The organism is Halalkalibacter alkaliphilus (genome assembly GCF_023555415.1).
Taxonomy (GTDB): domain Bacteria; phylum Bacillota; class Bacilli; order Bacillales; family Bacillaceae_D; genus Halalkalibacter; species Halalkalibacter alkaliphilus.
This window is the reverse complement of sequence record NZ_JAKRYL010000020.1, coordinates 40,340-65,061: the sequence shown is the minus strand read 5'-3', so window position 1 is coordinate 65,061 and position 24,722 is coordinate 40,340. Positions and strand designations below refer to the sequence as shown.

Here is a 24,722-nt window from a genome sequence, read left to right as displayed (position 1 = left end):
CATTGAACCCCTTCCAATTTTCATTAGTCCAGTGACCGAGATTGGAGCGAAAACATTCCAGACGGACGCCATTGTAAGAATAAAATAATCAGTGCAAAGACAAGAACTTTCCCCATCGAAGCGTTCGTCCAATATTCAAATACTGTATTAAAGATGCCAATTCCAAGTGCACCTGCAACGGTACCAATTAACATCCCTACACCACCGACAACAACAACCATAAATGCATCAACGATATAATACGTTCCAATGGTTGGTCCGATTGGCCCGATAAGTGTTAGGGCTGCTCCTGCAATTCCTGCAAAGCCTGAGCCTATTGCAAAGGTAATCAGATCTACTTTTCGTGACGAAACTCCTAAACACTGTGCCATTTCGCGATTTTGCATGACCGCACGGATCTTCCGCCCATTTCTCGTTTTATACAAAAACCAAGCCAATAGTAAAAAACTAACTATAACTAGGCCAATTATAAATAGTCGGATATACGGTAATGTCACGCCCATTACCTCTAAACCACCTCGTAAAAATCCCGGACTCTGTACCCCAACATTCGGCGCACCAAAAATCGATCTTGCTGTTTGTTGAAGAATTAGCCCAACACCAAACGTTGCAAGCAAACTATCTAACGGTCTTCCATATAAATGACGAATCACCGTAAATTCTATTAACATTCCGATTAATGCAGCAACGACAAACGCAATAGGAATGGCTAAAAAGTAATACATGTCAAACATCGTTGCTGGAAGATATTGAGCAAAGATCACCTGAACTACATAGGTTGTATAAGCCCCAATCATTATTAACTCACCATGAGCCATGTTTATCACTTTCATTAATCCAAATGTTATAGCCAATCCAAGAGCAATTAATAATAAAATTGATCCAAGACTAACGCCATTAAATGCTTGAATAATCATTCCATCCATGCTCCATCCACCCTTTGTATATATAAATAGGGAGAGTACTCCTCTCCCCGTTTTCTACCTATTACTCAGCACTAATGCCACTTGCCCAATCATAACCTTCTAAGTATGGATCTGGTTTTACCGCCTCACCAGAATTCCAAACTTCGTTAAATTGTCCATCAGCTTGAATTTCACCAATTCTTACAGTTTTGTAAACATGCTGATTATCTCCGTCAACTTTAACTGGACCACCTGGTGCATCAAATTCGATCCCTACTGCCGCTTCACGTACAGCATCAACATCCGTTGTACCTGCAGCTTCAACAGCTTTCGCCCATAAATGAACCATGAAGTAACCTGCTTCTATTGGATCACCAGTTACTCGGTCATCACCATACGCTTCTTTATAATTTGCGACAAACTCTGCATTCGCTGGCGTGTCAGTTGTTTGATAGTAGTTCCAGCTAGCTAAATGACCCTCTAGGACATCAGCCCCAATTCCGCGGATTTCTTCTTCCGCTACACTTACAGACATAACTGTTAGATCGTCAGTTGTAATACCAGCATCAGCAAGCTGTTTGAAAAATGCTACGTTACTATCTCCATTTAATGTGTTAAAAATTACGGTTGGCTTTGACTCACGAATTCTTGAAATGATTGTGTTATAGTCCGTATGACCAAGTGGTGTATATTGTTCGTCTACTAAAGTTGCCCCATTCTCTTCTAATTGAGCTTTAATAATTTGATTCGCTAAACGCGGGAAAACATAATCAGACCCTAATAAGAAGAAGTCGGTACCTTTGTTTTCTAGTAACCAATCAACAGCGGGAACAATTTGCTGGTTTGGAGCCGCACCTGCATAGAAAATATTAGGAGAAGCTTCCATTCCTTCATATTGAACAGGGTAGAAGAGTAAACCATTGTTTTGTTCTACGACTGGTAACATCGCTTTACGACTCGCCGAAGTCCAACCACCAAAGATAACAGCAACTTCATCTTGTTGTAGCAATTTTGCTGCACGTTCAGAGAAAACCGGTGGCTCAGAAGCACCATCTTCAATAACAGGTACTAACTGTTTCCCTAATACACCACCAGCTGCATTAATCTCTTCAATTGCTAATAATTCTGCATCTCTTACAGACGTTTCACTCATTGCCATCGTGCCACTTAACGAATGGAGAACCCCGACTTTAATCACATCTTCACCAGCCTCAACTTCCACACCTGCATCTGTGCCTGTGTCCTCTTCTGTTTCAGTAGAAGTTTCAGCACCTCCTCCACCACAAGCACTTAAAAGTAACATAGTCGATACTGCTGCACCAATTAATGCTGACTTACCCTTAAAAGATTTTTTCATATTGCCCCTCCGTTTTATGTAAGATTTTTCTCTACACGAAATACAATACCAAGCTTTTAAAAAATAAACGCAAAATTTGTTAGAAAATGTAACATCAATTTTCAAAAAAATCAAAAAACAATATTAGGACGAACACGTACCCATAAAAACAACAAAGTATGCGAAAGCAGTCAAATAAAAAGACCAGAGTGAAAAATATTCACACTCTGGTCTTTTTTATTTAATCAATCAACTGTTCCATATGAATTGTTTCGAATTCGTCCATATCCTCTATCGTGACTTGAAATCCTTTCTTTGTCCAAAAATGAAACCCTCCAGGTAAAAAATGATGCGTATGCAAATACAAAGTAGAATAATTCGCCTCCCTACAAAATCTCCGTACCCGGTTCATTAGAAGCGATCCAATGCCTTTTCGTCTTTCACTTTTATCTACATAACACTTAATGATTTCACATGTGGTATCGAGATTATATCGATCAAAAAGTGAGGCAATTCTTCCATCATAACGTCTTACCGCAATCGTACCAACGACTCTTTCGTTATGAAAGGCTGCAATCATTGTTGCATCAGTACGCTCTATAAAGAGTGATTCCATTTCTGTAAGATCACGTAAAGATTTCTCACTTAATTGAAAAGGATACACCTCTTGCATTGTCTTTAGTAAAAACTTCGATACCTGTTCGATCTCTGTTGTCTTAACTTCCCTTATATCTATCATTATATCCACCCTCCCTCTACCTGTTTGCATGGTCCTAAGCCACTTCTTCAAAATGACTAGTCTATTTGTATTATAGATTCGTGTATTTATTAAAAATCGTAAAAAGCATTTCTCCATATTACTAATAAATAAAAAAGAGACTTCTTATAAGATTATTAAACCTTATAAGAAGCCTCCATTATAACATCTAGTTATGTTAATGCAGTGACAACCTCTTCTAATTTCATACCGCGGGATCCTTTGACTAAAACAATATCGCCTTCCCCCACAGTTTCTTTTAGTTTAACAATCAATGCCTGTTTGTCATCGTATGCAAACACTTGATTTTCAGAGAAATTCACTTTTGCACCTTCTGCAATTTTGTTCCCCAGCTTGCCAAATGTGAAAACATAATTGATTTTAGCAAAGTCAATTCCTTTTCCGACTTCATAGTGGAAGGTCTCTTCATTTTCGCCAAGCTCTAGCATATCGCCTAAAACGACTATTTTTTTCTTATAATCCTTTAAATCCTGAAGCAATTCAATCGCAGCGCGCATAGAAGTTGGGCTCGCATTATACGCGTCATTAATAACCGCCACTCCATCTTTACCTTGGATTAATTCCGTACGCATCCCGGTGATTTTAATCATTTCCAGCCCTTTTTTAATGTTAGGCGTCGACACCCCAAACTGTTTGGCAATTGCGACGGCAGCGAGAGCATTGTTAATATTGTGTTTGCCTAGAACCGGAATAAAAAACTCAGTCTCATCCTCTCCATTAATCGTAAAATACGTTCCGTCGCTCTTCTGCTTGATCTGCACCGGATAAAAGTCATTTGTCTTTGAGTTGCCAAATGTGATGACATGAAACGGACTGTCTGTGACTTTGTCTGTTAAAAGCGGCTCATCCCCATGAATCACAAATGTTCCGTTTTCCCGCAAACCTGCCGTAATTTCAAATTTAGCCTCCGAAATCCCTTCCCGAGAACCCAAATCCTGTAAATGGGATTCGCCAATGTTTGTGATGATCGCAGCTTCAGGTTTTGCAAGCATAGAAAGAAGCTCAATTTCTCCCCTTCCGCTCATTCCCATTTCCAACACAGCCATTTCCGTGTCTTCCTCTAACCTGAGTATCGTGAGTGGCATTCCGATATGGTTATTGTAATTTCCTTCCGTTTTCTGAACCTTATAAGTCGTAGCAAGTACGGAAGTCACCATGTCCTTCGTCGTCGTTTTCCCATTACTACCAGTGATTCCGACGACTTTTGCAGGAAGACTCGCCAAATAGTTTTTTGCTAAATCTTGCAATGCCAATAAAGTGTCCTCCACATAAATAAGCGGTATATCAGCAGGTGGATTGGGTTGTTTTTTTTGCCAAAGGGCTCCAGATGCACCATTCTCGACAGCTGCTTTCACAAAATCGTGGCCATTGAAATTCTCGCCAACAAGAGGGATATATAGATTTCCATCTCGGATCGTTCTTGTGTCTGTCGAAACCCCCGCAACCTCTACAGGAGCATTATCTAGGCCAACAGCTTCCCCATTCACCCACGTAGCAATATCATTAAAACTCCTTTTAATCATCAAAATCACTCCTTCTTGTCAATTGTACTGTACTGAAAAAAAGTAACTGCTTTCCCATATAGCAGTCATTCGCTCTTCTATGCACTGTTTCTCTATTCTATGTAAAAGGAGGCTGACTCACAACGTAGTCAACCTCATTACTATTTATTCACCTTAAAAAGTGTGTTTAATCTTTTGTTTTTCCTCGTGACGCTCTACTCCAAGTTCCACTAGCTTTTCAATCAACTTAGAGTACGGTAAGCCTGACTCCTGCCATAACATCGGAAACATACTGAACGGCGTAAAGCCCGGCATCGTGTTTACTTCGTTCATAAGGACTTCACCGTCTTTTGTCAAAAAGAAATCAGCACGGACTAAACCAGAGCAATCAAGAGCTTTGAACGATTGAATCGCTACTCTCTTAATTTCTTCGTATTCTTCATCGGTGATGTCAGCAGGAATAATAAGTCCCGTACTTCCGTCCTCATACTTCGCTTTATAATCATAAAAGTCTGTTTCTGGAACGATCTCACCCACAACCGAACACTCTGGATCGTCGTTTCCTAAAACAGCAATTTCCACTTCTCGACCGTCGATCCCTTCTTCAACAATGATTTTTCGGTCATATCCAAAAGCTAATTCAAAAGCTTTTTCTAAGCTTTCTCGATCCTTACATTTACTAATTCCAACGCTTGAGCCTAAGTTCGCCGGTTTTACAAAACAAGGGTAACCAAGCTTTTCTTCAACATTTTTGTATGCTGCATCCGCATCCTTTTCCCAATCACGACGAAGGTACCATACATAGTTCGCTTGCTTAATACCAGCCTGCTCATAGATGTTTTTCATCATGACTTTATCCATACCAGCAGCGGACGCCAGCACCCCATTGCCCACATAAGGCATGTTCATTAATTCTAATAATCCTTGAACCGTTCCATCTTCCCCGTTCGGTCCGTGAAGCAATGGGAAAACGACATCAATCTTATCTTCATTTGTTTGATTTTTTGACGGAACCGGGAAGAGCTCTGAGTTTAACGCAACTGGAGAGATTACTTCTCCTTCTTCTTTCAATTGAAGCTGCTTAACATCCTCAACTGGGCCTTCAAGCTGCGCTCCCCTGACCCACTCACCGTTTTCTGAAATATATATTGGATGGATTTCATATTTTGTTAAGTCTAATGCTTTAATAACAGCCTTTGCCGTTTGTAATGATACTTTATGTTCAGCAGATTTCCCACCATACAACAATCCAAGTTTAATTTTCATATACACCCTCCATATCCATTTTCCCTTTACTATTGTAACACTATCGCCCCTAAATCAAATACGAATTTTTAACTAGTTTATACCCTTGTATTTGCTCATTAGCCTATTTTTTTACTATTGTATGTAAAATTCTTTTCTATGGGCATGTTTACTGGAAAGTTTTTTGAGACCTTTACACATTGAGCCTTAGAAAATACTTGTTTGAAAAAGTGTATACATCTACGTAACTCTAGAAATAAAAAAAGAAATAGCTAGAAAGACTTTACTTAACATGATTCCATTACATTTCCATTTCCAGCTATTATTTTCTCTGTCGATAATCTCACCTTATCAAAAAAAGACCCCACATCAAATGTGAGATCTTTTTATATAATGTTTCTTCATTACCCAAAACCTATCTATGCACTCTTCTTATTAACCAAAATAGTCTCTAACTCTTCCAATGATCTACCCTTCGTTTCAGGTACAAACTTCCAAATAAAGATCGCTGAAAGTAAACTCATAATTCCGTAGAATGAATACGTTAAACCTCCGCTAAATTCCATCATCGCTGGGTATGTCGATGAAATAAAGTAGTTAGCTGCCCATTGTGCCGCTACAGCAATTGCCACAGCTTGCCCTCTAATTTTATTAGGGAAGATCTCGGAAATAAGTACCCAAACCACTGGACCCCATGACATCATAAACGATGCTGTGTAGATAATAATGAAAATTAATGTCCCGATTCCAATTGTGTTAGAGAATGCCATACCAGCCACCCCAAACATACCAATCGTCATTCCAATCGAACCAATAATCAACAGCGGCTTTCTACCAAATTTATCTACTGTGAAAATAGCAATTAACGTAAACAGCACATTAACTAAGCCCATAACGATCGTTTGGAACATGGATGCATCTCTTGCTGCTCCCATGCTTTCAAAAATCCGTGGAGCATAATAAAGAGCAACATTTATCCCGACAAATTGCTGGAATACAGATAATAAAATACCGATCACAATAATTGTTTTACCATATGAGAATAATTTTGCTTTGTTTACATCAAAGGATTTCTTAATCTCAAACATTGTTGCCTTTGCCATTGTTTGATCGTGAATTTTAGAAAGGACTGCCATTGCCTTCTCATCCTGATTTTTAGAAACTAAATATCGTGGCGTCTCTGGAACTGTAAACAATAGGAGTAAGAAAAGCAAAGCAGGAATGGTCTCTGATAAAAACATATAGCGCCAACCAACGTCATTAATCCATTCCATTGATTGTCCTTGCCCAATTCCCCAGTTAACAAAATAAACAACTAACATCCCAAAGATAATCGCAAATTGGTTTAAAGAAACTAGTGTACCTCTTATACGCGCCGGTGCAATTTCTCCAATATACATTGGTGAGACTGCCGATGCTAACCCAACGCCAATTCCCCCAATGATGCGGTAAATATTAAAGGTAATTAATAGAGCAATGGAAGGTTCTCCTTTTGTAAAAAATAAAAATTCAGGAAACGCAGATCCTAGTGCTGACACTAAGAATAAAAATGCAGCGAGGATTAACGTTTTTTTCCTTCCAAATCGGGTTGCAAAATAACCTGAAATAAGCCCTCCGATAATACACCCAATCAATGCACTTGAAACTGTAATCCCATGTACAAGGGAACTAAGACCTAAACTCTCCGCAAAATAAGTTTGAAGTGACCCTTCTGCTCCTGAAATAACAGCTGTGTCATATCCAAATAAAAGTCCACCAAGTGTAGCAACCAGTGTAATCAACACAATGTATAAAGTACTATTTTTCTTCTTCATACGTGACAAAAGAGAAATTGATCTTCTCTTTCTTCCTCCCCTCTCCTAAACCAGTATTTCTTTGTTAATCCTTAGATAATGTAATCTGTGACACTTGTCGAACCGAATCTCCCTCCTATAGGAACGATTTTCACTTATGATTCCGTTTTCATTTTTAAATAATAGAAACTGTGAAAACACTTTCAATACATTAAAAATATCATGAAAACGCATTTTAGATAGCGCTTTCTCCTTCACTTTCATGTCAATACCTATAAATTCTTGTGAAAGCTTAATATTTTCTCGAAAACTCTTTATGAAAAAATAAAAAACAGCAATCCATGATCGCTGTTTACTTATGATACTTATTTCGATATTCACGCGGACTCACACCAATTTCCTTTTTAAAAGCCGTACTAAAATAGTTGGGGTCTTTATATCCTACATTTAACGCTATTTCCTTTAATGGCATGTTTCCACCTAAAAGTAATTCTATTGCTTTTTGCATTCGAGCATTTTTCAAATACTCCATAAAAGTAACTTGAAATCTTTCTTTAAACAACTTACTTAAATAATAAGAGCTAAGCCCAATCTCTTGTGCAACCTGTTCAAGAGAAATAGCTTTATGATAATTACTATCAATATATTCCTTAGCTTGTAAAAGTAAGGCTCGTATTCCGTTCGCTCGCCACTCCCCCAACTGCTCAGTAATATTGATAAGTTGTGATCTAGCCACTTCTTTGATTTGCATCGTTGTTTCTAACTGTCCTAATCCAACTTGAATATGTCCATCAAATCCAAGCTCTTTCATAGAACGGGTTAACACTATGAAGAAGTCCTCCAACGCTTTTTGAACGAGTTTTACTTGAAAGTCAGCAGCTTGCTGAACCGATTGAAAATAAGATTCAAACATTTGTAGCCCTTTTTGCATATCACCTTTTTTAACAGCCTCTACTAACTCTTTTTCTACTTCAAAAGGAATCAATTCTTTACGCTTTTGTTTCAACCGTTCGTTATAAACCAAATAAGTAGCGCTTCGATGACTAAGAACTAACTCCAACGCATAAATGGCTTCCTTATATGAGTTAGAAAAGTGATTCACATTTGATACGACCATTCCAACCCCTGCATACAACCGGCATTCCTCTATCTTCTTCTGCACTTGATGAAGAATCACACGTACAAAATCTTGTCTTATTTCATCATCTTCTTTTTCATGCTCTGTAAATAACACGAGGACAGGAACCTGAAACCCAGTTAACGGACCGATAAAACAAGAAGGGCGGCTTTGCTCATGTAATACTTGTTTCAGTATTCGATACCAACGACTTTTTTCCTCACGATCTGGGTGGAGCTTGTCTGATTCAAACGAAAAAACAGCTGCAAATCCCTTCTTATGTTCGAGTTCTAGGCCTAACCATTCATCCCACTCGCCCTGATCAAACTCATGAACATGGTCCATAATAAGAGAAACAATAAAATCTCTCTCTATTAAGGAATGGACTCTTTCAAGACGACGATTGACCTGCTTTGTTTCCGTCACTCTCTTTTTTTCGCTTTCGATCTCTTCTACCGTGCGATCGAAGGCTTCTAATACCTCAATAACTTTACTTGGTTTTAATAAATACTCTTTTATCCCAAACTTCATTGCCTCACGTGCATATTCAAATGTATCATAGGCCGATACCATGATAAATTTAGTGTTCGGAAGCTCAGGTACAATTTTTCGTATTGCCTCAATGCCATCAAATTCAGGCATTTTTATATCCATAAAGATTAAATCTGGTCTAGATGTTAGGGCACGTTCCACTGCTTCCTTTCCATTTTGAGCCTCCGCCACAACTTCAAAATTGGAGCGATTTTTACTAAGCATTAAGCTAATCCCTTCTCTTTCAATCGGTTCATCGTCAACAAGCATTATTTTTACCACATCATGCCCCCCTATCCTGATTAGTACGTAACCGAATGCTTACCTTTGTGCCTTCCCCAATCCGTGAAGAAATAGTAAACGTACTTTCTTTATCAAATAGCTTGAGCCGATCCATCACATTTCTCATTCCGATCCCAGTGGAATGGCCTGACCCTTTTTTCGATAAAGAAAACTCAGATTCTTCCTCTTTGCTCAACAATCGATCAATCGTTTCTTGATCCATCCCTACCCCGTTGTCATTCACATCTATACATACCATTCTAGCCTTATGGTAAATATGAATTTCAATTTTTGCTCCCGCAGCCATGCCTTCAATACCGTGTATAAAAGCGTTCTCAATGATAGGCTGAAGCGTCAGGCATGGAAGTGGTGTTGATAGACAACTAGGATCTACGTTTTCAATAAACTCTACTCGATCACGAAAGCGCGCTTTTTGGATAAAAAAATACTCCCTTATAATTTCGACTTCATCTTTCAGAGTCTTTTGCCGATCTAAATTCCCGATATTATACCGAAGTAAGGTGGAAACAGAGGAAATCAAGTCACTCGTTCGTTCCGCCCCTTCAATATAAGACGTTTTTGAAATGGTGTTTAACGTGTTAAACAGAAAGTGTGGATTGATTTGATTTTGCAAGCTTTTCAATTCCATTTCTTTTAAAAGCTGAGCTAGCCTTGCCTTTTCTTCTATCTCATTAACCGACTCTAGAATGTTCCTTTTCATTTCATTAAATGTCTTCGTCAAAAGAAAAAGCTCATCCTTCTGTGAAACAATGACATCTTTCCCCGTATAACGACCAGATGATATTTCTTTTGCCGCCTTTGTCAAACGTTCAATCGTTCTCGTAATTCCGTTTGAAAACCAGAGGGCAAATAAAATACTCAGAATGATAATGGCAATAATAATCGACGTTCCCATTTTTTGTATATTCATCACCTTATTATCGATAAGGACAGAAAGCTCTTGATAATTTGCAAGCTCCATATTGATGATATCAAGTGTTTTTTCATGAATATAACCCGATGTTATCTCCGCTTCTTGTAAATGCAGAGAATACTCTTGGATATCTTGGTTCGCTACACCTTCCACTGTCTGTTCTGTTTGTTCAAGGAAACTCGTCATCATATTTAATACGTTTTTCTTGGAGATTCCTTTTTTTTCTTGTTCTCTAAATACTTGTTGTAACTGAAACAGCTGCTCTTTCCCTTCTTGATAATGCTTTAAGTTTTCAACCAAAGGTTCATGAACATAGATTTGCAGTGACTGAAATGTCTGATTTGTTGTTTTTGTGATTTCGTTTAAGAGAAAGAAATATGTAACATTTTCATTATAGAGCTCCATCACTTTATTGTTGCTTTGTTCTCGAACAAAAAATAACAGAATAAGCAAAAGAAGAATACTAGCAAAATAAATGAGTAACTTCGTGCGAATTTTAATCATGAGGACCCACCCTTTTGACGATTTCTATTGGGTAGGTCTACGAGACGGATAATCGATAATTCTGTATGATAAACATCTTGGACAGGCTTATCCTCAATAATAGCTAACATCTTCTCAACGCTTCGATACCCCATCTCAAAAGGTTGTTGTTCAACAATTGCATCGATATCACCTTTTTCTAACAACTGTATATTCTCATCAATAGCATCAAAAGTAATCACATACATATCATTTTCCCTTTTTAAAGCCTTTGCAGCAGCTACGATCCCAACCCCGTTATAAGAACTTGTCCCATAAAATGCGGTAATGTTATCATGCTCGGTTAACATGTTATATGCTGTTTCCTCTACATCTACTCTTGAAATATCTGATTGTTCCATCGCAACAATTTCAATTCCGTCAACCTGCTCTACAATGTCAGTAAACCCTTTTACACGTAGATGATGGAGGGCGTTATCAAAACTGCCGGAAATGACTCCAATGGTTGCTTCCCCTTTCGTATCTTTAACCAAAGCTTTTCCTGCTAACTGACCCGCTAAGTAATTGTCAGTCCCAATATAAACGTCACGCTTACTTTCTGGAGAATCCGTATCAATTGTAATAACAGGAATCCCTTGTTTCACTGCCTGATCAATAAGCGGAGTAAATTGATCATTAAGCGGTTGCACAATGATTCCATCTACCTTCGATTTGATCGCCATATTGAATAGCTTAAGCTGCTCATCAAGGTTCGAACGCTTAGGCCCTCCATATTCAACAAGGACATCATGATTTTCTTCTGCTGTCTTCGCACCTTCTCCGACTAATCGCCAATACTCATGATTCATTTCTTCTCCGATTAAAGCAAAGTGATACATTGGAAGATCAGACTCAGGCGCCATCATTTCCCTAATTTTTTCGTCGTCTACCTGTGATTGTTGATAAAAGTATAAGGAAAAACCAGATGCAGTTATAAATGCAAAAAGCAGTATTTTATATAGAATAGTTCGATTCATGCTGTCCTCCTAATAAAACAATAACTGTATATGTCTGATCTTATCATAATTGGAGTGTAACACATCAAAAGTCTTCGCAATCACGATAACGGAAAGGGCATTTGTTATTATGTCTGCCGTTAACCGGAAATAAAAAATTCAGTCTCTTTCTCTCTATTTATCATAAAATACGTACCATCGTTCTTCTGCACATAGTGTTTACCACTTCTCCCATTAATAAAGGCCATCACCATGTGTCACGAGTGTCGCGTTTTCCAGCGAACCTAAATCAAGTCCAATGAGCGGAACCGTTGCTTTGTCTTAAAGTCTGCTATGAGTGGGTTTCTCATAGCAGGCGCGCAACGTGTGGAGCCATTGCTACTTCCTCGAATCCACTAAAAAGGACTTTTTTAGTGGCCTCCCTAAACCTTTATATGGGACTCGCCAATACACATAACATTAAACATAAAAAAAGCCTCCCACAAGTTTAGTGAACTTATGAGAAGCTTATTCTAATTTCAGGACCCACTATACAATTTTTCACAATACTAACACCTTACCCTTGCTCACTTTTAGAGTAGGGATAGTAGTAATCTAGTCTGTGTATAACAACATAGACTAGATTTCAAAAAAGGGTTTGCCAAATTTTTATCTGTGCCAACTGTAACGACTTACCGTTTAAACGACATCTCTCCCACTCCACTTTTTACAATGAAAAGAGTCTCATTAAATAATTCATTAATGAGACTCTTTAAAAATACCAAAAAAAGTTCTATAACTATAAAACAAGAAAAAAGATGATAGGTAAAGTAGCTAAACTTAGCATTGTACTCACTAGCGTTGCACTTGAAACAAATTCTGGTTCTGTATTGAACTGTAACGCATACATCGTCGTATTTGCAGCTGTAGGCATAGCAGCCATAATGATCATGATTTGCTTTACCATTTCATCGACAGGTAAAAACAATGTAATGAAATAGGCAATTATTGGCGAAATGGCTAATTTCGTAATAAGTGAGAGAGAAACTTTTTCTCTCTCAAGGTTTCTAACTGAAATTTTGGCTAACTGCATTCCTAATACGAGCATAATAGTAGGAATTGCTGCATCGGCAACCATATTGACTGCTTGGATGATAGGAAGACTCAATTTAACATTTAGCGCTTGAAATATGAATCCTACAATCCCTCCATAAATCATCGGCATTCTTTGCACTGCCCTAATTGCAGAGCGAATCCCATCTCCTTCATCGCTACCTTTTGCTGCATAATATACACCTACTGTACACATAACAATCTGTTGAATGACCATTAGAATAATCGCATAATCAAGACCAGCTGCTCCAAACAACAATAGTACTACTGGAGTACCGTAATTTCCATTATTCATAAATGAAGATGCTAAGATCATTCCACATGTTTCTTTAACGGAGTATTTACGAAAAAACGCAATAATATATACAACCACTATCAAACCAAAACAAAGTAGAAATGTGTACAATGCCATATATATATATGTCAAATCAAATTCTGTTGTATAAAAGGTCCGAAATACTAGTACAGGAGACATTAAGTAGAGAGCCATTGTTGATATTGACTTAGTATCGAACCCCAATTTTTTTTGCCCCAAATAACCAAGAGCGAATATACCAAAAATCGGAATAAGATAAAGGAAGAAATTCACTTATCCACCTTCAATCTAAAAATATCTTTTTAACACTTTTTTATAAATTTATTACAATAATTCGCTCTTCTGTCATTTCCTCAATTGCATACTTAGGACCTTCCTTACCATTCCCACTGTTCTTCACTCCACCATAAGGCATGTGGTCTACACGGTAAGCAGAAGCATCGTTTACAATTAGTCCCCCTACTTCTATTTCACGTGCTGCTCTCATTGCAAATTGTAAATTATTCGTAAATAGACCTGCTTGTAAGCCATAGTCTGAATCGTTCACCTTAGCAATAACCTCATTGGTTTCCTTGTACGTTGCTACTGAAACCACTGGACCAAATACTTCTTGACGACAAACTTTCATATCATCATTTACATTAACAAGAATAGTAGGCTCAAAAAGCGCCTCATTACGTTTTCCACCTAAAGCAATTGTAGCTCCTTGTTCAACAGCTTCATTTACCCAACTTTCAACACGCTCAGCTTCACCAATACGGATCATAGGCCCAATATCTGTTGACTCGTCTAAAGGATCACCTACAACAAGCTTTTCAGTGTTTTTCTTTAATAGTTCAATAAATTGTTCAGCAATCTCTTCTTGAACATATACACGTTGTACAGAAATACAAACTTGACCGGCATTGTTAAAGCTTTTTTGAGCAATTAATGATGCTGCTTGCTCTAAATTCGCATCATTGTGTACGATTGTTGCAGAGTTATTTCCTAATTCTAATGCCACTTTTCGTAAGCCAGCTTTTGAACGAAGGTATTCACCTACACGAGGGCTTCCAGTAAAAGTGAACATATTAACATCCTTGTTCTCTAGCAGCCATTCTCCGATCTGAGCACCTTCTCCTGTTACTACTTGCAGACGACCTTTTGGTAAACCAGCCTCTTCCATTAAATCTGTTAACATTAGGGCACAAATTGGCGTTACTTCAGCCGGTTTTAATATAACGCTATTCCCTGCTGCTAATGCAGGTCCAATTTTATGACAAACCAAATTTACCGGAACATTAAACGGTGTAATTGCAGCAATCACTCCAACTGGTACACGAACGGTAAAAGCCATTCTGTTTTCAGAACCCGGCGCCGATTCTACTGGAACCCCTTCTCCATGAATTCTCTTAGCTTCTTCTGCTGAAATGACCAATGTTTGAGCTGCGCGTTCGATTTCTCCTCGCGATTCACGTATTGGTTTTCCAACTTCTAAAGCTAGTACCTGCGCAAATTCTTCACCACGCTCTAATAACAGATTTGCTGCTTTCATTAATACTTCATATCTTTCATATGGTGAAAATGAATCATTTAATGCATCTTTAGCACCTTTTACGGCTTTATCAATATGATCTTTTTCAGCTACTGAAATGCTAGCGATTGATTCTTGATTATATTTATTTAAAACGTCCATCGTTTCAATCGTTTTTTCCCATTTCCCGTTAATAAATAATCCATATTGTTTCCCAGCGACTATTGTTGTCATATTCTCACTCCTCAATGTTTTCTATCTTATAAGTTCGATAGTATAATGTTATTTTTCACTACAGAATTTTGTAATCGTAAACTCTAGTGGTCTCTAGACTCCTTCTCTCAAAAGGAGAGGAGTCCGACCTAACATTGTTATATAGAACCGTCCAAAGCACATAGGTTATAACAATTCATCATATCATCACGATGTTTTCTTTTTTAGCAAAACTAGCAGCCTTACCTTCACTACCAAATGCACGAATCTTTTCTTTTACTTTTTCTTTCATCTTATTCTTCCCTGCACCAAGAGAATCTGCAATGACAATTCCTTCTGGATTTTCTGCCCAGTACTCTTGAACACCTCTTGTAAATGCTTGACGAAGTTCTGTGTCTACATTAATTTTTGCAACGCCAAGTTCTATAGCACGTTGAACTTGCTCATCGGGTACATCTGAACCACCGTGAAGTACGATTGGGCGACGAACTGCTTTTGAAATCTCATCAAGTCGATCCAAACGAAGGTTAGGTGTTGCCTTATAAATACCATGAGCTGTTCCAATGGAAATAGCTAAATAATCAACATCTGTAGCCTCAACAAATGCCACTGCTTCTTCAACACTTGTGATAAGGGCATCTTTTTCGTCAACTGTAATATCATCTTCGGTTCCACCAATCTTACCAATTTCCCCTTCAGAACCTATACCAAGAGATTTTGCAGTTTCGCTAACAATCCTCATAATTCTTGAATTTTCATCAAACTCAAGGGCCGAACCATCAAACATCACGGATTGGAAACCTAGTTGAATTGCTCGGGATGTTTGCTCTAAAGATCGACTGTGATCTAAATGAATGGCAACCGGTACTTGAACCTCTTTTGCGTAATAATCTATTAATTGTTTCATAGGTTCCATACCTATTGTTTGAATAACCTTCTGACCAACTTGAATCATAATTGGAGCATTCATTTCTTCTGCCGCTTCGATAATTGCCATAATTGTTTCGGCATTATGAGCACTGAAAGCCCCAACACCATATTGATTTTCATACGCATGCTCTAACATTACTTTACCACTAATAAATCCCATCACAATTCCCCCTAAAATTTATCTTTTTAATTGAATATCATATTGATATTGGTCACTTCTATATTTCGTTATTGTATATTCTATAGGTTTTTTGTTTAATCCGTAACTCAATCTAGTCATCTGTAACATGGCTTCTCCAGGTCGACTCGATAGAAGATCGGCCTCGATAATCGTAGCATTAATTGCAGTAATGCTCTCTGAAGCTTCATTAAGATAGTAATTATGTTTTTCTAAAATGTCGTAGTACCTTGCTTCATTAAGATCATATTTCATTAAGATTTGACCAATTTCTTTTGGCCAACACGTTCTCTCTAAAGCAACTGGAACAGAATCAGCAAAGCGAATTCGTTCTATGAGTAAGATTTCCTCATCTCCTACATTTAGCATAGATTGTTCATGATAGAGGTCACTTCTGAACTCGGCACGCAATACTTTTGAGAAAATTACTTGCCCCATCTCGATCACTTCTTCTGCAAAACCCGTCAGTCTACCTAAATTCCCGGCTAATTTCTGGGGTTTTACAATCGTTCCTTTTCCCTGCTTTTTTTCTAGTAGTCCAGTTTGAACAAGAATTGATATCGCTTCTCTAATTGTTGTACGACTGACATTAAATTCATCCATCAATTCCTTCTCCGTTGGAATTAGCACATGCTCTTTCCATACCCCACTTCGAATACGTTCAATCAATATGTCTTTGATCTGCAAGTAAAGTGCACTATCTTTATTAGGCTCAAACTTATGTTTCTGCATAAACATCACCCTTAATTATTGGTGTAGGATAGACCATATGATTCTTTGCTATCAAAGGGCTTAACCACTTGTAATATTTAGGCAGGTCCTTAATAAACTCATCTGGGAGCTTTCTCTCACCTGCAGCAAGGACGTCTCTAAGTGGGACATCTATTAAATTCATATAGTTTAGTGAATCTTCTCCTCTACTAAAGCTTACCATAACTCCAGTTATATTGTTCTGAAGAAGCTTTGCAGCAAAGGTTCCACATTGTTCGGCTTCTTGAAAATCAATACTAGAGCTATCTAGAGATAAACAACGTTGATTGATTCCAAGAGTTTCAGCTCGAACATTTACACCCATTCCCTCTTCAATAATACACTTAAGTGTTTCAGCTACACCTCCTAACACTTCTCGACCATTCACTTCTTTTGATCTACTCAGTCCGTTAGGTAGCCTAACTCCTTCACTTACAACGGCTAAACAATAACCATATTTATCGATTGATGATTTGACCACCTCAAGAAACTCTTCTAAGTCAAAAGATTTTTCAGGTAAGCCGATATAATGCGGTCCTTCTGACACATGTTGTGTAAAAAATCCAGACGCAGCAGCAAGCCAGCCTGAGTTTCTTCCCATTGTTTCTATTATTCTCACTTGCTCAAAATTATTCATGGCCATTAAATCACGGCTGTTATCTACACAAGATTGGGCAACATATGATGCTGCACTCGCAAAGCCAGGAGCATGATCTGTTCCACCTAAGTCATTATCTACCGTTTTAGGTATCCCTATGACTTGAAGCTTATACTTATTTTCTCGCGCTAATTGTTCAATTTGAGCAAGAGCGGCCATCGTCCCATTTCCACCTATCATCACAAGAACATCCACGTTACGATCCATTATAGTTTTAAGAGACTTTTTTATGGCTGTTTCATCAGAAGGATACCTTCCTGATCCTAAGCAAGCCCCTGGAACGTTCCTATGTTGGATAATTTGATCATGAAGCGCATCTGTCCCATTAACGATGTTGTTATTCGCTAACCCTTCGTACCCATTAACGATGTAAGATATGTGATGAAGGTGGGAGAGTTCCTCAACAAAAGCAGCAAGTGAGGCATTTATTACCGCTGTCGGTCCCCCCGCTTGACCAATCAATATTTTTTTGCGCATATCCCTACCTCCTCGATTAGTTCCTCTTCGAAGAATAATGATTCTATCTCTTCAACAATAACCAACCTGTACTTCCCTTCTCCAAAATACATTTATTCTTTTAAACTCAGTTTCTTACAGAGAATCAACAGAGACGAAATATTCGGTCCCTGACTCTTGTACTTTAATTTCCCACCAAAAATAAAACCACTCACTTATAGATAATGACGTTTCAATAAAGGTAATTACCTATAAATTTATTATACATCAAGTGAAGGCGTTTTCAACATATTTTTATGGAAGTTTTTTAATAATAGTTAAATTCGTATGTTAAATGACATAACTTCAACTGAACCAGACTGTTAAATAGAAGTAACCGTATATCTGATTAAAAAAATCATGATATACGGTTACTTGTCATGCGGGCCGGTATGTTTATTTTTTTATTTCGAGCTTACGGAGAAAATCTCCAACTTTTAATTGTTTATTACATACACCGTTGACATTACAAACTTTTCACCATCAATGTCACATGTAACATAGGCATAATTACCGGTATAGGTCATATTAATAATTCCTTCTTCTGTAACTAACACGGTATCTTCACATTTAGATCCTTGAATTGTAGGATTAAAAGCATAAACCTCATTCTGCCTTACCACATGTGTACAACCATAATTTGCTCTTAGTTCTCTAGGGATAAAACCAGTCAATCCACCCTGATGATGTTCCTTGTACTCAAGAGGATACCCTTGTTTTTCGTATTCCATTACCCCTCTTTCGAATACCTTTTCAAGCGTACTTCCAACTTTAAGACCACTTAAAAAGGCCGCATTGACCATCGCACATTTTTCGTGCTTATGTATCATTTCAGGATCATTATTAAGAAGAACGTCCCTAGAAATAGACACAATTAATCCATTTCTTCTGCCACAAATGCCCACAAGCGCATAATTTTCCAGTCGTTCACCCGCCATAACCGGGTGTCTGTAGTTATAAGCTCTTTCATCAAAGGCAATTAGAATCGTTATAGGTTCAATATTATGACTCCAAAGCTTGTTAGAAATTTCTCCTGCTAGTTCATATTCACTAACACCCTTCTGAATGTTCATACAAGTTTCCTCAAGTAGCACAGCCGTTTCATAACAAAGCTTACTATACTCCTCACGGTCATACGGTGTCATAATTGAGCGCAATTTAAAGATTTCCGGTTCTAACTCTTCTTCTGTTGCAAGTGTTAATCCTTCCGTAATTTCCTTTATAACCAACTCTCTCTTTTTAGGCTCATCCCACGGAAATCCAATAGGTTCTACAGAAGGATTCGAATCTAACTGTTCCTTATATAAACGCATGATCTCAATATTTTCACTAACTAAGTAGATACGATCAAGTGTAATAAAGAGACTACCACATGCAGCGGTTGACGCAAGTCCGATAAACCCTCTTCCTCGAGTGAGGTAACTAAAATTAGCTTGAGATTTAATTTCTACCCCGTCAAAGCCCTTTTCTTTTAGAATACTTCTAACCGCTTCTATTTTGTTTACGAAATCCTCTTCTCTTCCCAGAGCGTTCCGATCCGTCTCTTTTAAAATACTCACTTTATTCCCTCCTTAATATTCGCATATTTCAGCATTTAAGAAATTCCCTAAAACGAGTAGTTCTTCTTTAATGTCTTTATACACGACGGTAAAGTGTGGTTCCCAACCATCTCTTACACTTTGATTTACTAGATCCATAGAAGGGGTTTCCGTTTTTAATACTAGAGATGTCCCTAAAAATTGCTGTTCTTTATCTAGTATCTCTCCATTTGCAATAAAGAAACGAATAGAACCGTCTGGTTTTCTTCCAACTCTAAAAACAGTAGCTTCTTTAGCAGGTTTCAAGCCAAATTCCATAGTAGGGCCAATTTTTCTATTCGGATGAACGCCAACTTGGGCACCTTTACTTGGATGAGCTAGGCTACAAGCAGAGGTTCCACAATGCCAAAAAGTAACCGTATTTTCAGTTTTATCTAAAGAAACGGGATCTCCGAAGAAAACACTTTCATTTGACAACTTAATGCCAATTAACATTGAAATCGCACCGTAGGCATCCGCTTCACAAGAAGCCGCAACTAAATTATCATTTAATAGTCCAAGTACCGAACAAACGGGAGTTCCGTAATCTACAAAAAGATCTGGCCAACATCTTGAAGAAATAGCTGAAATATTGTTCTCTTTTACAAAGTCAGAGTAGGCTTTATACAAGCGAATGAAATCATCTCTATTCTGCTGAGGTGTATGATCTAGGTTGACCATCTTGTCTTCAGCTTCATTCGATTGGTCTACACATTCTTCAAGAGTTAAATTTTTTGCGCGTTGCAACAACTCTCTAACTTCTATAGCAACATGCTTCATACCAAAGTAACGAGAAATTTCCGCATCCATGCCTCTTCCAAAACCAAACCCTTGAGGTGTATGACCAATTGAAGCTAATGTCGTTGATCTCAATTCTTTTTTAAGACTTGCCGCTGCTACTACTGCTTTGATCTTTTTATGTACCTCTTCATCCGATGGAGAACCCCAAATATATTCGAAACGCTCTTTTCCTAAATGATGCATCAAGTTTCCAGCCGAAAAGGCCCCTGTCAGAGAGTTTAGTCTCAAACGACCACCATCAATTACAGGCTCTTGTAATGTCCAAAGTAAAACATCAGCATCAATTCTTCTTAAAATTTCAGCTGTATATTCAGAGTTAGCAAATGCATTGTTCTGAAGAATGATTAAATCACATTGCTTATCATCTATGAATTCTACCAAATCTGGAATGGTTAACAACGGGTACGCTGGGCACTCGATATCCTCAGATATTTCATTCAATAGTTGTACTGATAATTCAAATTGTTGATTTATACTTTCTTGGTGAAATGTAGGTACACCAATCGGTAAATATAAAGCTTTAAATTTTTTCATAATTCTACTCCTTTGCTGTTTCGTCCCAAGCGTTTCCAAATACAGACAAACCGTGTGTAGTAAATGGGCGTTCCATAGCTTCCTTATAGACCTCAAGACCACATGTAACAATATCAGCCTGCTGCTGCATCATCTTTGATTTGCTTTCCATTTCTTAATGCAGCAGCAATGATTTCAATTTCAAAGTTGTACTAATTTTTATTAATTCATTTCACTATTGAGTCAAACAGTGAACTAAAGGATGAATTTTTTCTATAAAAAACAGGAATATTTCCGAGTTCAGCTGGAACATTTACTGTTCCACCACGATAAGTTTGTTTGCTAAATAGGTGAACCCACTCATCTTCTGGTAAATATACTTCCCATTCAGTAACATTGTCTTTATAAACTGGTGCAACAAGTAAGTCTCTTCCAAATAAGTATTGATAAGCTATATCCAAGCAAGCTTCCTCATCATAATGCATGAACAACGGACGCATAGCTCCGATACCTTTCGTTGCATTTTCTTCAACTACATGCCTTATATATGGAAGTAATTCTTTTCTCAATTTCGAAAAAGCCGCAAATTGCTTTAAGCACTCTTCACTTTGATCGTATTGAAAGTTCTCGTCCGGTCTATTGCCCTCATGAGTTCTCATATACGGTGTAAACACTGAATACTCAAGATACCTTAGCATTAGTTCCTCTGTACGTACGTTGCCAAATAAAGAAGTATATCCACCTATATCTACATGTGTCAGCCCGTTTCCTAACAAACCTAACGATATAGCAGCAGGGATTGTTGACGCCAAACCGTCATGGATGGTGAAGTCCACGCTTTGGTCACCAGCCCACATCAACGTACAATGCTTGGCATTCCCAACGCCGCCAGAACGCATAAAGTATACAACTTCACCAAGCTTTCCACTTTCTTCAACTGCTTCATAATTGCATTTAGCCCAAAGAGCAGGATACTGATTGTGCATTTCTGAGCCAGTTTTTCCATTGTAAAACACTGCGTCTACTGGGATATACTCACCAAAGTCTGCCATCCAGCCACTGATACCTAAATCAATCATGTTCGTTCTGATAATCTTCTTGTACCATTCCATCGCATCAGGGTTTGTGAAATCGATTGTCCCACAGAAGAACTCTCCGAAATCAGCAATATAAGCTTCTCCCTCTGAATTTTTGATAAAGTATTCATGCTCTAGAGCATAATTAAACATATCAGTTCCTTCTAATAAGTACGGATTTATATAGGCAAGGAAGTGGATATTATCCTTTCTTAAATCCTTTATAAGCTTTTCTAATTCAGGGTAAGTTTCGTCGCTCTTCTCCCACTTCCAGAACAAACGCTTTCCAAACGAAGTTATCTTCTTTCCAACCCAATCCTGACACCATACAGCGTTAACATTAATACCATACTCTTTTGCTTGTTTCACTTTTTCATAGACTGTATCGGTACCACCTTGCATACCAATTGTGACACCGTCTAGTAACCAATCAGGTAACATCGGTTGAGTACCAAAGTGCTCAGTAACGATATCCATGATATTTAGAAAAGAAGTGCCCGATTCGATAAATATGCTATGTGGTTTTCCCCAAACAGAAACTTGTACAGCTTCATCCTCAGAAAAGTCAAAATCACTATAGTATGAAGTATCCATGTGAAAAATATATTTCTGATCTGATATAAAAGTAGGTTGCGGAAAATTCGTATTATAGTAGTCACCGCCACCAATGCCCATTTGATCGGCCTGGAAAGTGATTAATGATGTACGATCACGACCAACTCCAGGTTCAGATGTCCAAATTGGGAAGTTACGACCTTTCAGATTTAAGTAGGAAAATTGCTCCCCACATCCAAAGAATCGTTCTTCTTTATTCGATTTCAACATAAAAAACATTCGGTTAATTCTCTCATCAGCTTCTATATTATCAAGGGAAATGCGATTTCCTTCGACCTTCATTTGTAACGTAACTTTATAATCGCAGTTACTGAAAGTTACAAGGTCCCCGTTAAATTCAACGTTTTTTAAAGCAACTTTTTCAATAATTTTATCTTCGATATCAAAATCACCTAAATGCTGTTTCACGGATTCTTTTCCGATACCGGCATAAATAAATGGGCAACTTTCCTGATGGTCAATAATCGCTACACCATTGCTAGAAATTGTGAAACTGTTATCTTTTTTTATAAATTCCATAATACACCTCGCCATAGAAATCGTTTTCATTCTTTTAATCTAATCCACTACTCATCATGATTGAACATTCTTTTCTTGTTCAGCACTAATTTTAGCAACCTTTTTGTTAACCCTTATAAATGACCATACAAGAATAACGGTCAAAATTAAGATTGCAAGACTTATAGGGCGTTTGAAGAAAATCAATAGATCGCCACTATAGATCGTCATACTGTTAACAAAGTTCTGTTCCATGATCGGCGCTAAGATCATCCCCAACATTATAGGGATAACAGAAATGCCAAGTTTAACTAATACATAAGTAATTGCTAGTAAACCCATCATTAAAATTACTTCGTTGCGAGAACCATTTGCAGCAAAAGCACCTGCAAAACAAAACGTAATAATCAGTGGTCCTAAATAGCTATAGCGTACTTGCACAATTTTGGCCACTTGTCTTGTAAAAATTAAAGCGACAAAAAACAGTAAGATGTTTGCAATGATAAGCCCAAATATAATGGCATAGGCTACGGTTCCTTGGTTCGTGAACATTGTAGGACCAGGAACAATTCCGTGTAAAATAAATGCCCCCAGTAAGATAGCCGTTACACCATCACCAGGAATTCCTAATGTAAGCAATGGCATCATCGATGTACCCACAACGGTATTATTACTAGATTCCGCAGCCGCAACTCCTTCTAAGCTACCTTTTCCAAATTCCTCCGGATGTTTTGATGTTCGTTTCGCTTCGTTATAAGAAATAAACTGAGAAACACCACCACCAACACCTGGCATAACTCCAATTATGGATGAAATTCCAGTCGATCTTAAAATGGCTGGCATAATCGATCTTCTTTCTTTCCCCGTTAAACCTTCGTTATCAATTTTTGAAATATTACCGTTGTTGCCCTTTGCATTAATGTATTCTGCCGATTTAATCATAACCTGTATTAGCGCTATAAAGGCGATCATTGCAGGCATGATAGTGATCCCTTGATATAAAAGCATGGTATCAAACGAAAACCTTGATACCCCTGTTACAACATCAAGTCCGATGATCGAAATAAATAATCCTATCAAACCACCCAAGATTCCTTTAAAAATATTGTCTCCACTTACCCCTGCAATTAATGAAAGACCTAAAATAGAAAGCGCAAAATACTCTGTAGATGTAAAGCCAGAAACCAAACTAGCAATTAATCCTGACCCAAACAGTAAGAGCAGACCTGCTAATAAACCACCCACTACGGAAGCAAACAAAGAAACATCTAAGGCCTTTTTAACCTTTCCTTTTTTCGCTAACGGATATCCATCAAAGGTAGTAGCAATTGCGGCATTTGTTCCAGGTGTGTTCAAGAGAATGGCACTAATAGAACCACCATACATACCACCTACATATACAGCAAGTAAGGCTATGATTGCCGTTGATGCTGAAGTAAATGAATAGGTTAAAGGCAATAACAGTATTATTCCAAGCGTTACTGTAAGACCGGGTATACAACCCACGATCATTCCTAAAGCTAGCGATGCTAATATAATTAAAATATTGTGTAATGTTAAAACTTCTTGTAGACCACTTAAAACTACTTCCATGAT

19 protein-coding genes are annotated in these 24,722 nt (G+C 37.9%); all 19 read right to left on the bottom strand.

Going from position 1 to position 24,722, the window contains the following annotated elements:
* Positions 1–23: 23 nt before the first annotated feature.
* Positions 24–926 carry an urea ABC transporter permease subunit UrtB gene (urtB, locus tag MF646_RS17255; protein WP_250097755.1) on the bottom strand — a complete coding sequence of 301 codons (903 nt, stop codon included), beginning with the start codon at positions 924–926 and terminating at the stop codon, positions 24–26.
* A gap of 61 nt (positions 927–987) precedes the next feature.
* Positions 988–2,262 carry an urea ABC transporter substrate-binding protein gene (urtA, locus tag MF646_RS17250; RefSeq protein ID WP_250097754.1) on the bottom strand — a complete coding sequence of 425 codons (1,275 nt, stop codon included), beginning with the start codon at positions 2,260–2,262 and terminating at the stop codon, positions 988–990.
* A 220-nt stretch (positions 2,263–2,482) separates the two neighbouring features.
* Complete coding sequence (locus MF646_RS17245) at positions 2,483–2,980, bottom strand: GNAT family N-acetyltransferase (RefSeq protein ID WP_250097753.1); 498 nt, start codon at positions 2,978–2,980, stop codon at positions 2,483–2,485.
* Between the two features lie 191 nt (positions 2,981–3,171).
* On the bottom strand, positions 3,172–4,542 hold the full coding sequence (locus MF646_RS17240) for a UDP-N-acetylmuramoyl-tripeptide--D-alanyl-D-alanine ligase (RefSeq protein ID WP_250097752.1): 1,371 nt from the start codon (positions 4,540–4,542) through the stop codon (positions 3,172–3,174).
* A 153-nt stretch (positions 4,543–4,695) separates the two neighbouring features.
* Entirely contained in the window at positions 4,696–5,787 is a 1,092-nt protein-coding gene (locus MF646_RS17235; RefSeq protein ID WP_250097751.1) for a D-alanine--D-alanine ligase, read from the bottom strand.
* A gap of 398 nt (positions 5,788–6,185) precedes the next feature.
* Positions 6,186–7,580, bottom strand: a complete 1,395-nt coding sequence (gene xylE / locus MF646_RS17230) for a D-xylose transporter XylE (RefSeq protein ID WP_250097774.1) — start codon at positions 7,578–7,580, stop codon at positions 6,186–6,188.
* A gap of 331 nt (positions 7,581–7,911) precedes the next feature.
* Entirely contained in the window at positions 7,912–9,489 is a 1,578-nt protein-coding gene (locus MF646_RS17225; protein WP_250097750.1) for a response regulator, read from the bottom strand.
* Position 9,490: 1 nt separating this feature from the next.
* Positions 9,491–10,927 (bottom strand): sensor histidine kinase, encoded by a 1,437-nt coding sequence (locus tag MF646_RS17220; protein ID WP_250097749.1) that lies wholly within the window; start codon positions 10,925–10,927, stop codon positions 9,491–9,493.
* Positions 10,924–11,922, bottom strand: coding sequence for a sugar-binding protein (locus tag MF646_RS17215; RefSeq protein WP_250097748.1), 999 nt, complete (start codon positions 11,920–11,922; stop codon positions 10,924–10,926). The genes MF646_RS17220 and MF646_RS17215 overlap by 4 nt, the downstream gene beginning before the upstream one ends.
* A gap of 757 nt (positions 11,923–12,679) precedes the next feature.
* Positions 12,680–13,582 (bottom strand): AEC family transporter, encoded by a 903-nt coding sequence (locus tag MF646_RS17210; protein ID WP_250097747.1) that lies wholly within the window; start codon positions 13,580–13,582, stop codon positions 12,680–12,682.
* Positions 13,583–13,622: 40 nt separating this feature from the next.
* The gene (locus MF646_RS17205) at positions 13,623–15,056 is read right to left on the bottom strand and encodes an aldehyde dehydrogenase family protein (RefSeq protein ID WP_250097746.1); all 1,434 of its coding nucleotides are present in this window, start codon (positions 15,054–15,056) and stop codon (positions 13,623–13,625) included.
* Positions 15,057–15,234: 178 nt separating this feature from the next.
* A complete protein-coding gene (locus MF646_RS17200) occupies positions 15,235–16,125 on the bottom strand; it encodes a class II fructose-bisphosphate aldolase (protein ID WP_250097745.1) in 891 nt (296 codons plus the stop codon).
* An 18-nt stretch (positions 16,126–16,143) separates the two neighbouring features.
* Positions 16,144–16,875 (bottom strand): GntR family transcriptional regulator, encoded by a 732-nt coding sequence (locus tag MF646_RS23315; RefSeq protein ID WP_275980351.1) that lies wholly within the window; start codon positions 16,873–16,875, stop codon positions 16,144–16,146.
* Positions 16,862–18,028: a diphosphate--fructose-6-phosphate 1-phosphotransferase gene (locus MF646_RS17185; RefSeq protein ID WP_250097744.1), complete on the bottom strand. Its 1,167-nt coding sequence runs from the start codon at positions 18,026–18,028 to the stop codon at positions 16,862–16,864. Before MF646_RS17185 ends, MF646_RS23315 begins: the two co-directional genes overlap by 14 nt.
* 455 nt (positions 18,029–18,483) lie before the next feature.
* Complete coding sequence (locus tag MF646_RS23455) at positions 18,484–19,605, bottom strand: M24 family metallopeptidase (protein WP_250097743.1); 1,122 nt, start codon at positions 19,603–19,605, stop codon at positions 18,484–18,486.
* A 12-nt stretch (positions 19,606–19,617) separates the two neighbouring features.
* Positions 19,618–20,958 carry a hypothetical protein gene (locus tag MF646_RS17175; RefSeq protein WP_250097742.1) on the bottom strand — a complete coding sequence of 447 codons (1,341 nt, stop codon included), beginning with the start codon at positions 20,956–20,958 and terminating at the stop codon, positions 19,618–19,620.
* A 4-nt stretch (positions 20,959–20,962) separates the two neighbouring features.
* A complete protein-coding gene (locus MF646_RS17170; protein ID WP_250097741.1) occupies positions 20,963–21,109 on the bottom strand; it encodes a hypothetical protein in 147 nt (48 codons plus the stop codon).
* A 55-nt stretch (positions 21,110–21,164) separates the two neighbouring features.
* The gene (locus MF646_RS17165) at positions 21,165–23,147 is read right to left on the bottom strand and encodes an alpha-glucosidase (protein ID WP_250097740.1); all 1,983 of its coding nucleotides are present in this window, start codon (positions 23,145–23,147) and stop codon (positions 21,165–21,167) included.
* 54 nt (positions 23,148–23,201) lie between these two features.
* The gene (locus MF646_RS17160) at positions 23,202–24,719 is read right to left on the bottom strand and encodes a tripartite tricarboxylate transporter permease (protein WP_250097739.1); all 1,518 of its coding nucleotides are present in this window, start codon (positions 24,717–24,719) and stop codon (positions 23,202–23,204) included.
* Between the last annotated feature and the right edge of the window lie 3 nt (positions 24,720–24,722).

Bases quoted from the DNA above. Each gene is read 5' to 3' on its own strand.
- urtB (WP_250097755.1), bottom strand. From the start codon at position 926: ATGGATGGAATGATTATTCAAGCATTTAATGGCGTTAGTCTTGGATCA.
- MF646_RS17165 (WP_250097740.1), bottom strand. From the start codon at position 23,147: ATGGAATTTATAAAAAAAGATAACAGTTTCACAATTTCTAGCAATGGT.
- MF646_RS17160 (WP_250097739.1), bottom strand. From the start codon at position 24,719: ATGGAAGTAGTTTTAAGTGGTCTACAAGAAGTTTTAACATTACACAAT.
- MF646_RS17205 (WP_250097746.1), bottom strand. From the start codon at position 15,056: ATGACAACAATAGTCGCTGGGAAACAATATGGATTATTTATTAACGGG.
- MF646_RS17240 (WP_250097752.1), bottom strand. From the start codon at position 4,542: ATGATTAAAAGGAGTTTTAATGATATTGCTACGTGGGTGAATGGGGAA.
- MF646_RS17175 (WP_250097742.1), bottom strand. From the start codon at position 20,958: ATGAAAAAATTTAAAGCTTTATATTTACCGATTGGTGTACCTACATTT.
- xylE (WP_250097774.1), bottom strand. From the start codon at position 7,580: ATGAAGAAGAAAAATAGTACTTTATACATTGTGTTGATTACACTGGTT.
- MF646_RS17220 (WP_250097749.1), bottom strand. From the start codon at position 10,927: ATGATTAAAATTCGCACGAAGTTACTCATTTATTTTGCTAGTATTCTT.
- MF646_RS17200 (WP_250097745.1), bottom strand. From the start codon at position 16,125: ATGGGATTTATTAGTGGTAAAGTAATGTTAGAGCATGCGTATGAAAAT.
- MF646_RS23315 (WP_275980351.1), bottom strand. From the start codon at position 16,875: ATGCAGAAACATAAGTTTGAGCCTAATAAAGATAGTGCACTTTACTTG.
- MF646_RS17185 (WP_250097744.1), bottom strand. From the start codon at position 18,028: ATGCGCAAAAAAATATTGATTGGTCAAGCGGGGGGACCGACAGCGGTA.
- MF646_RS17235 (WP_250097751.1), bottom strand. From the start codon at position 5,787: ATGAAAATTAAACTTGGATTGTTGTATGGTGGGAAATCTGCTGAACAT.
- MF646_RS17215 (WP_250097748.1), bottom strand. From the start codon at position 11,922: ATGAATCGAACTATTCTATATAAAATACTGCTTTTTGCATTTATAACT.
- urtA (WP_250097754.1), bottom strand. From the start codon at position 2,262: ATGAAAAAATCTTTTAAGGGTAAGTCAGCATTAATTGGTGCAGCAGTA.
- MF646_RS17170 (WP_250097741.1), bottom strand. From the start codon at position 21,109: ATGGAAAGCAAATCAAAGATGATGCAGCAGCAGGCTGATATTGTTACA.
- MF646_RS17245 (WP_250097753.1), bottom strand. From the start codon at position 2,980: ATGATAGATATAAGGGAAGTTAAGACAACAGAGATCGAACAGGTATCG.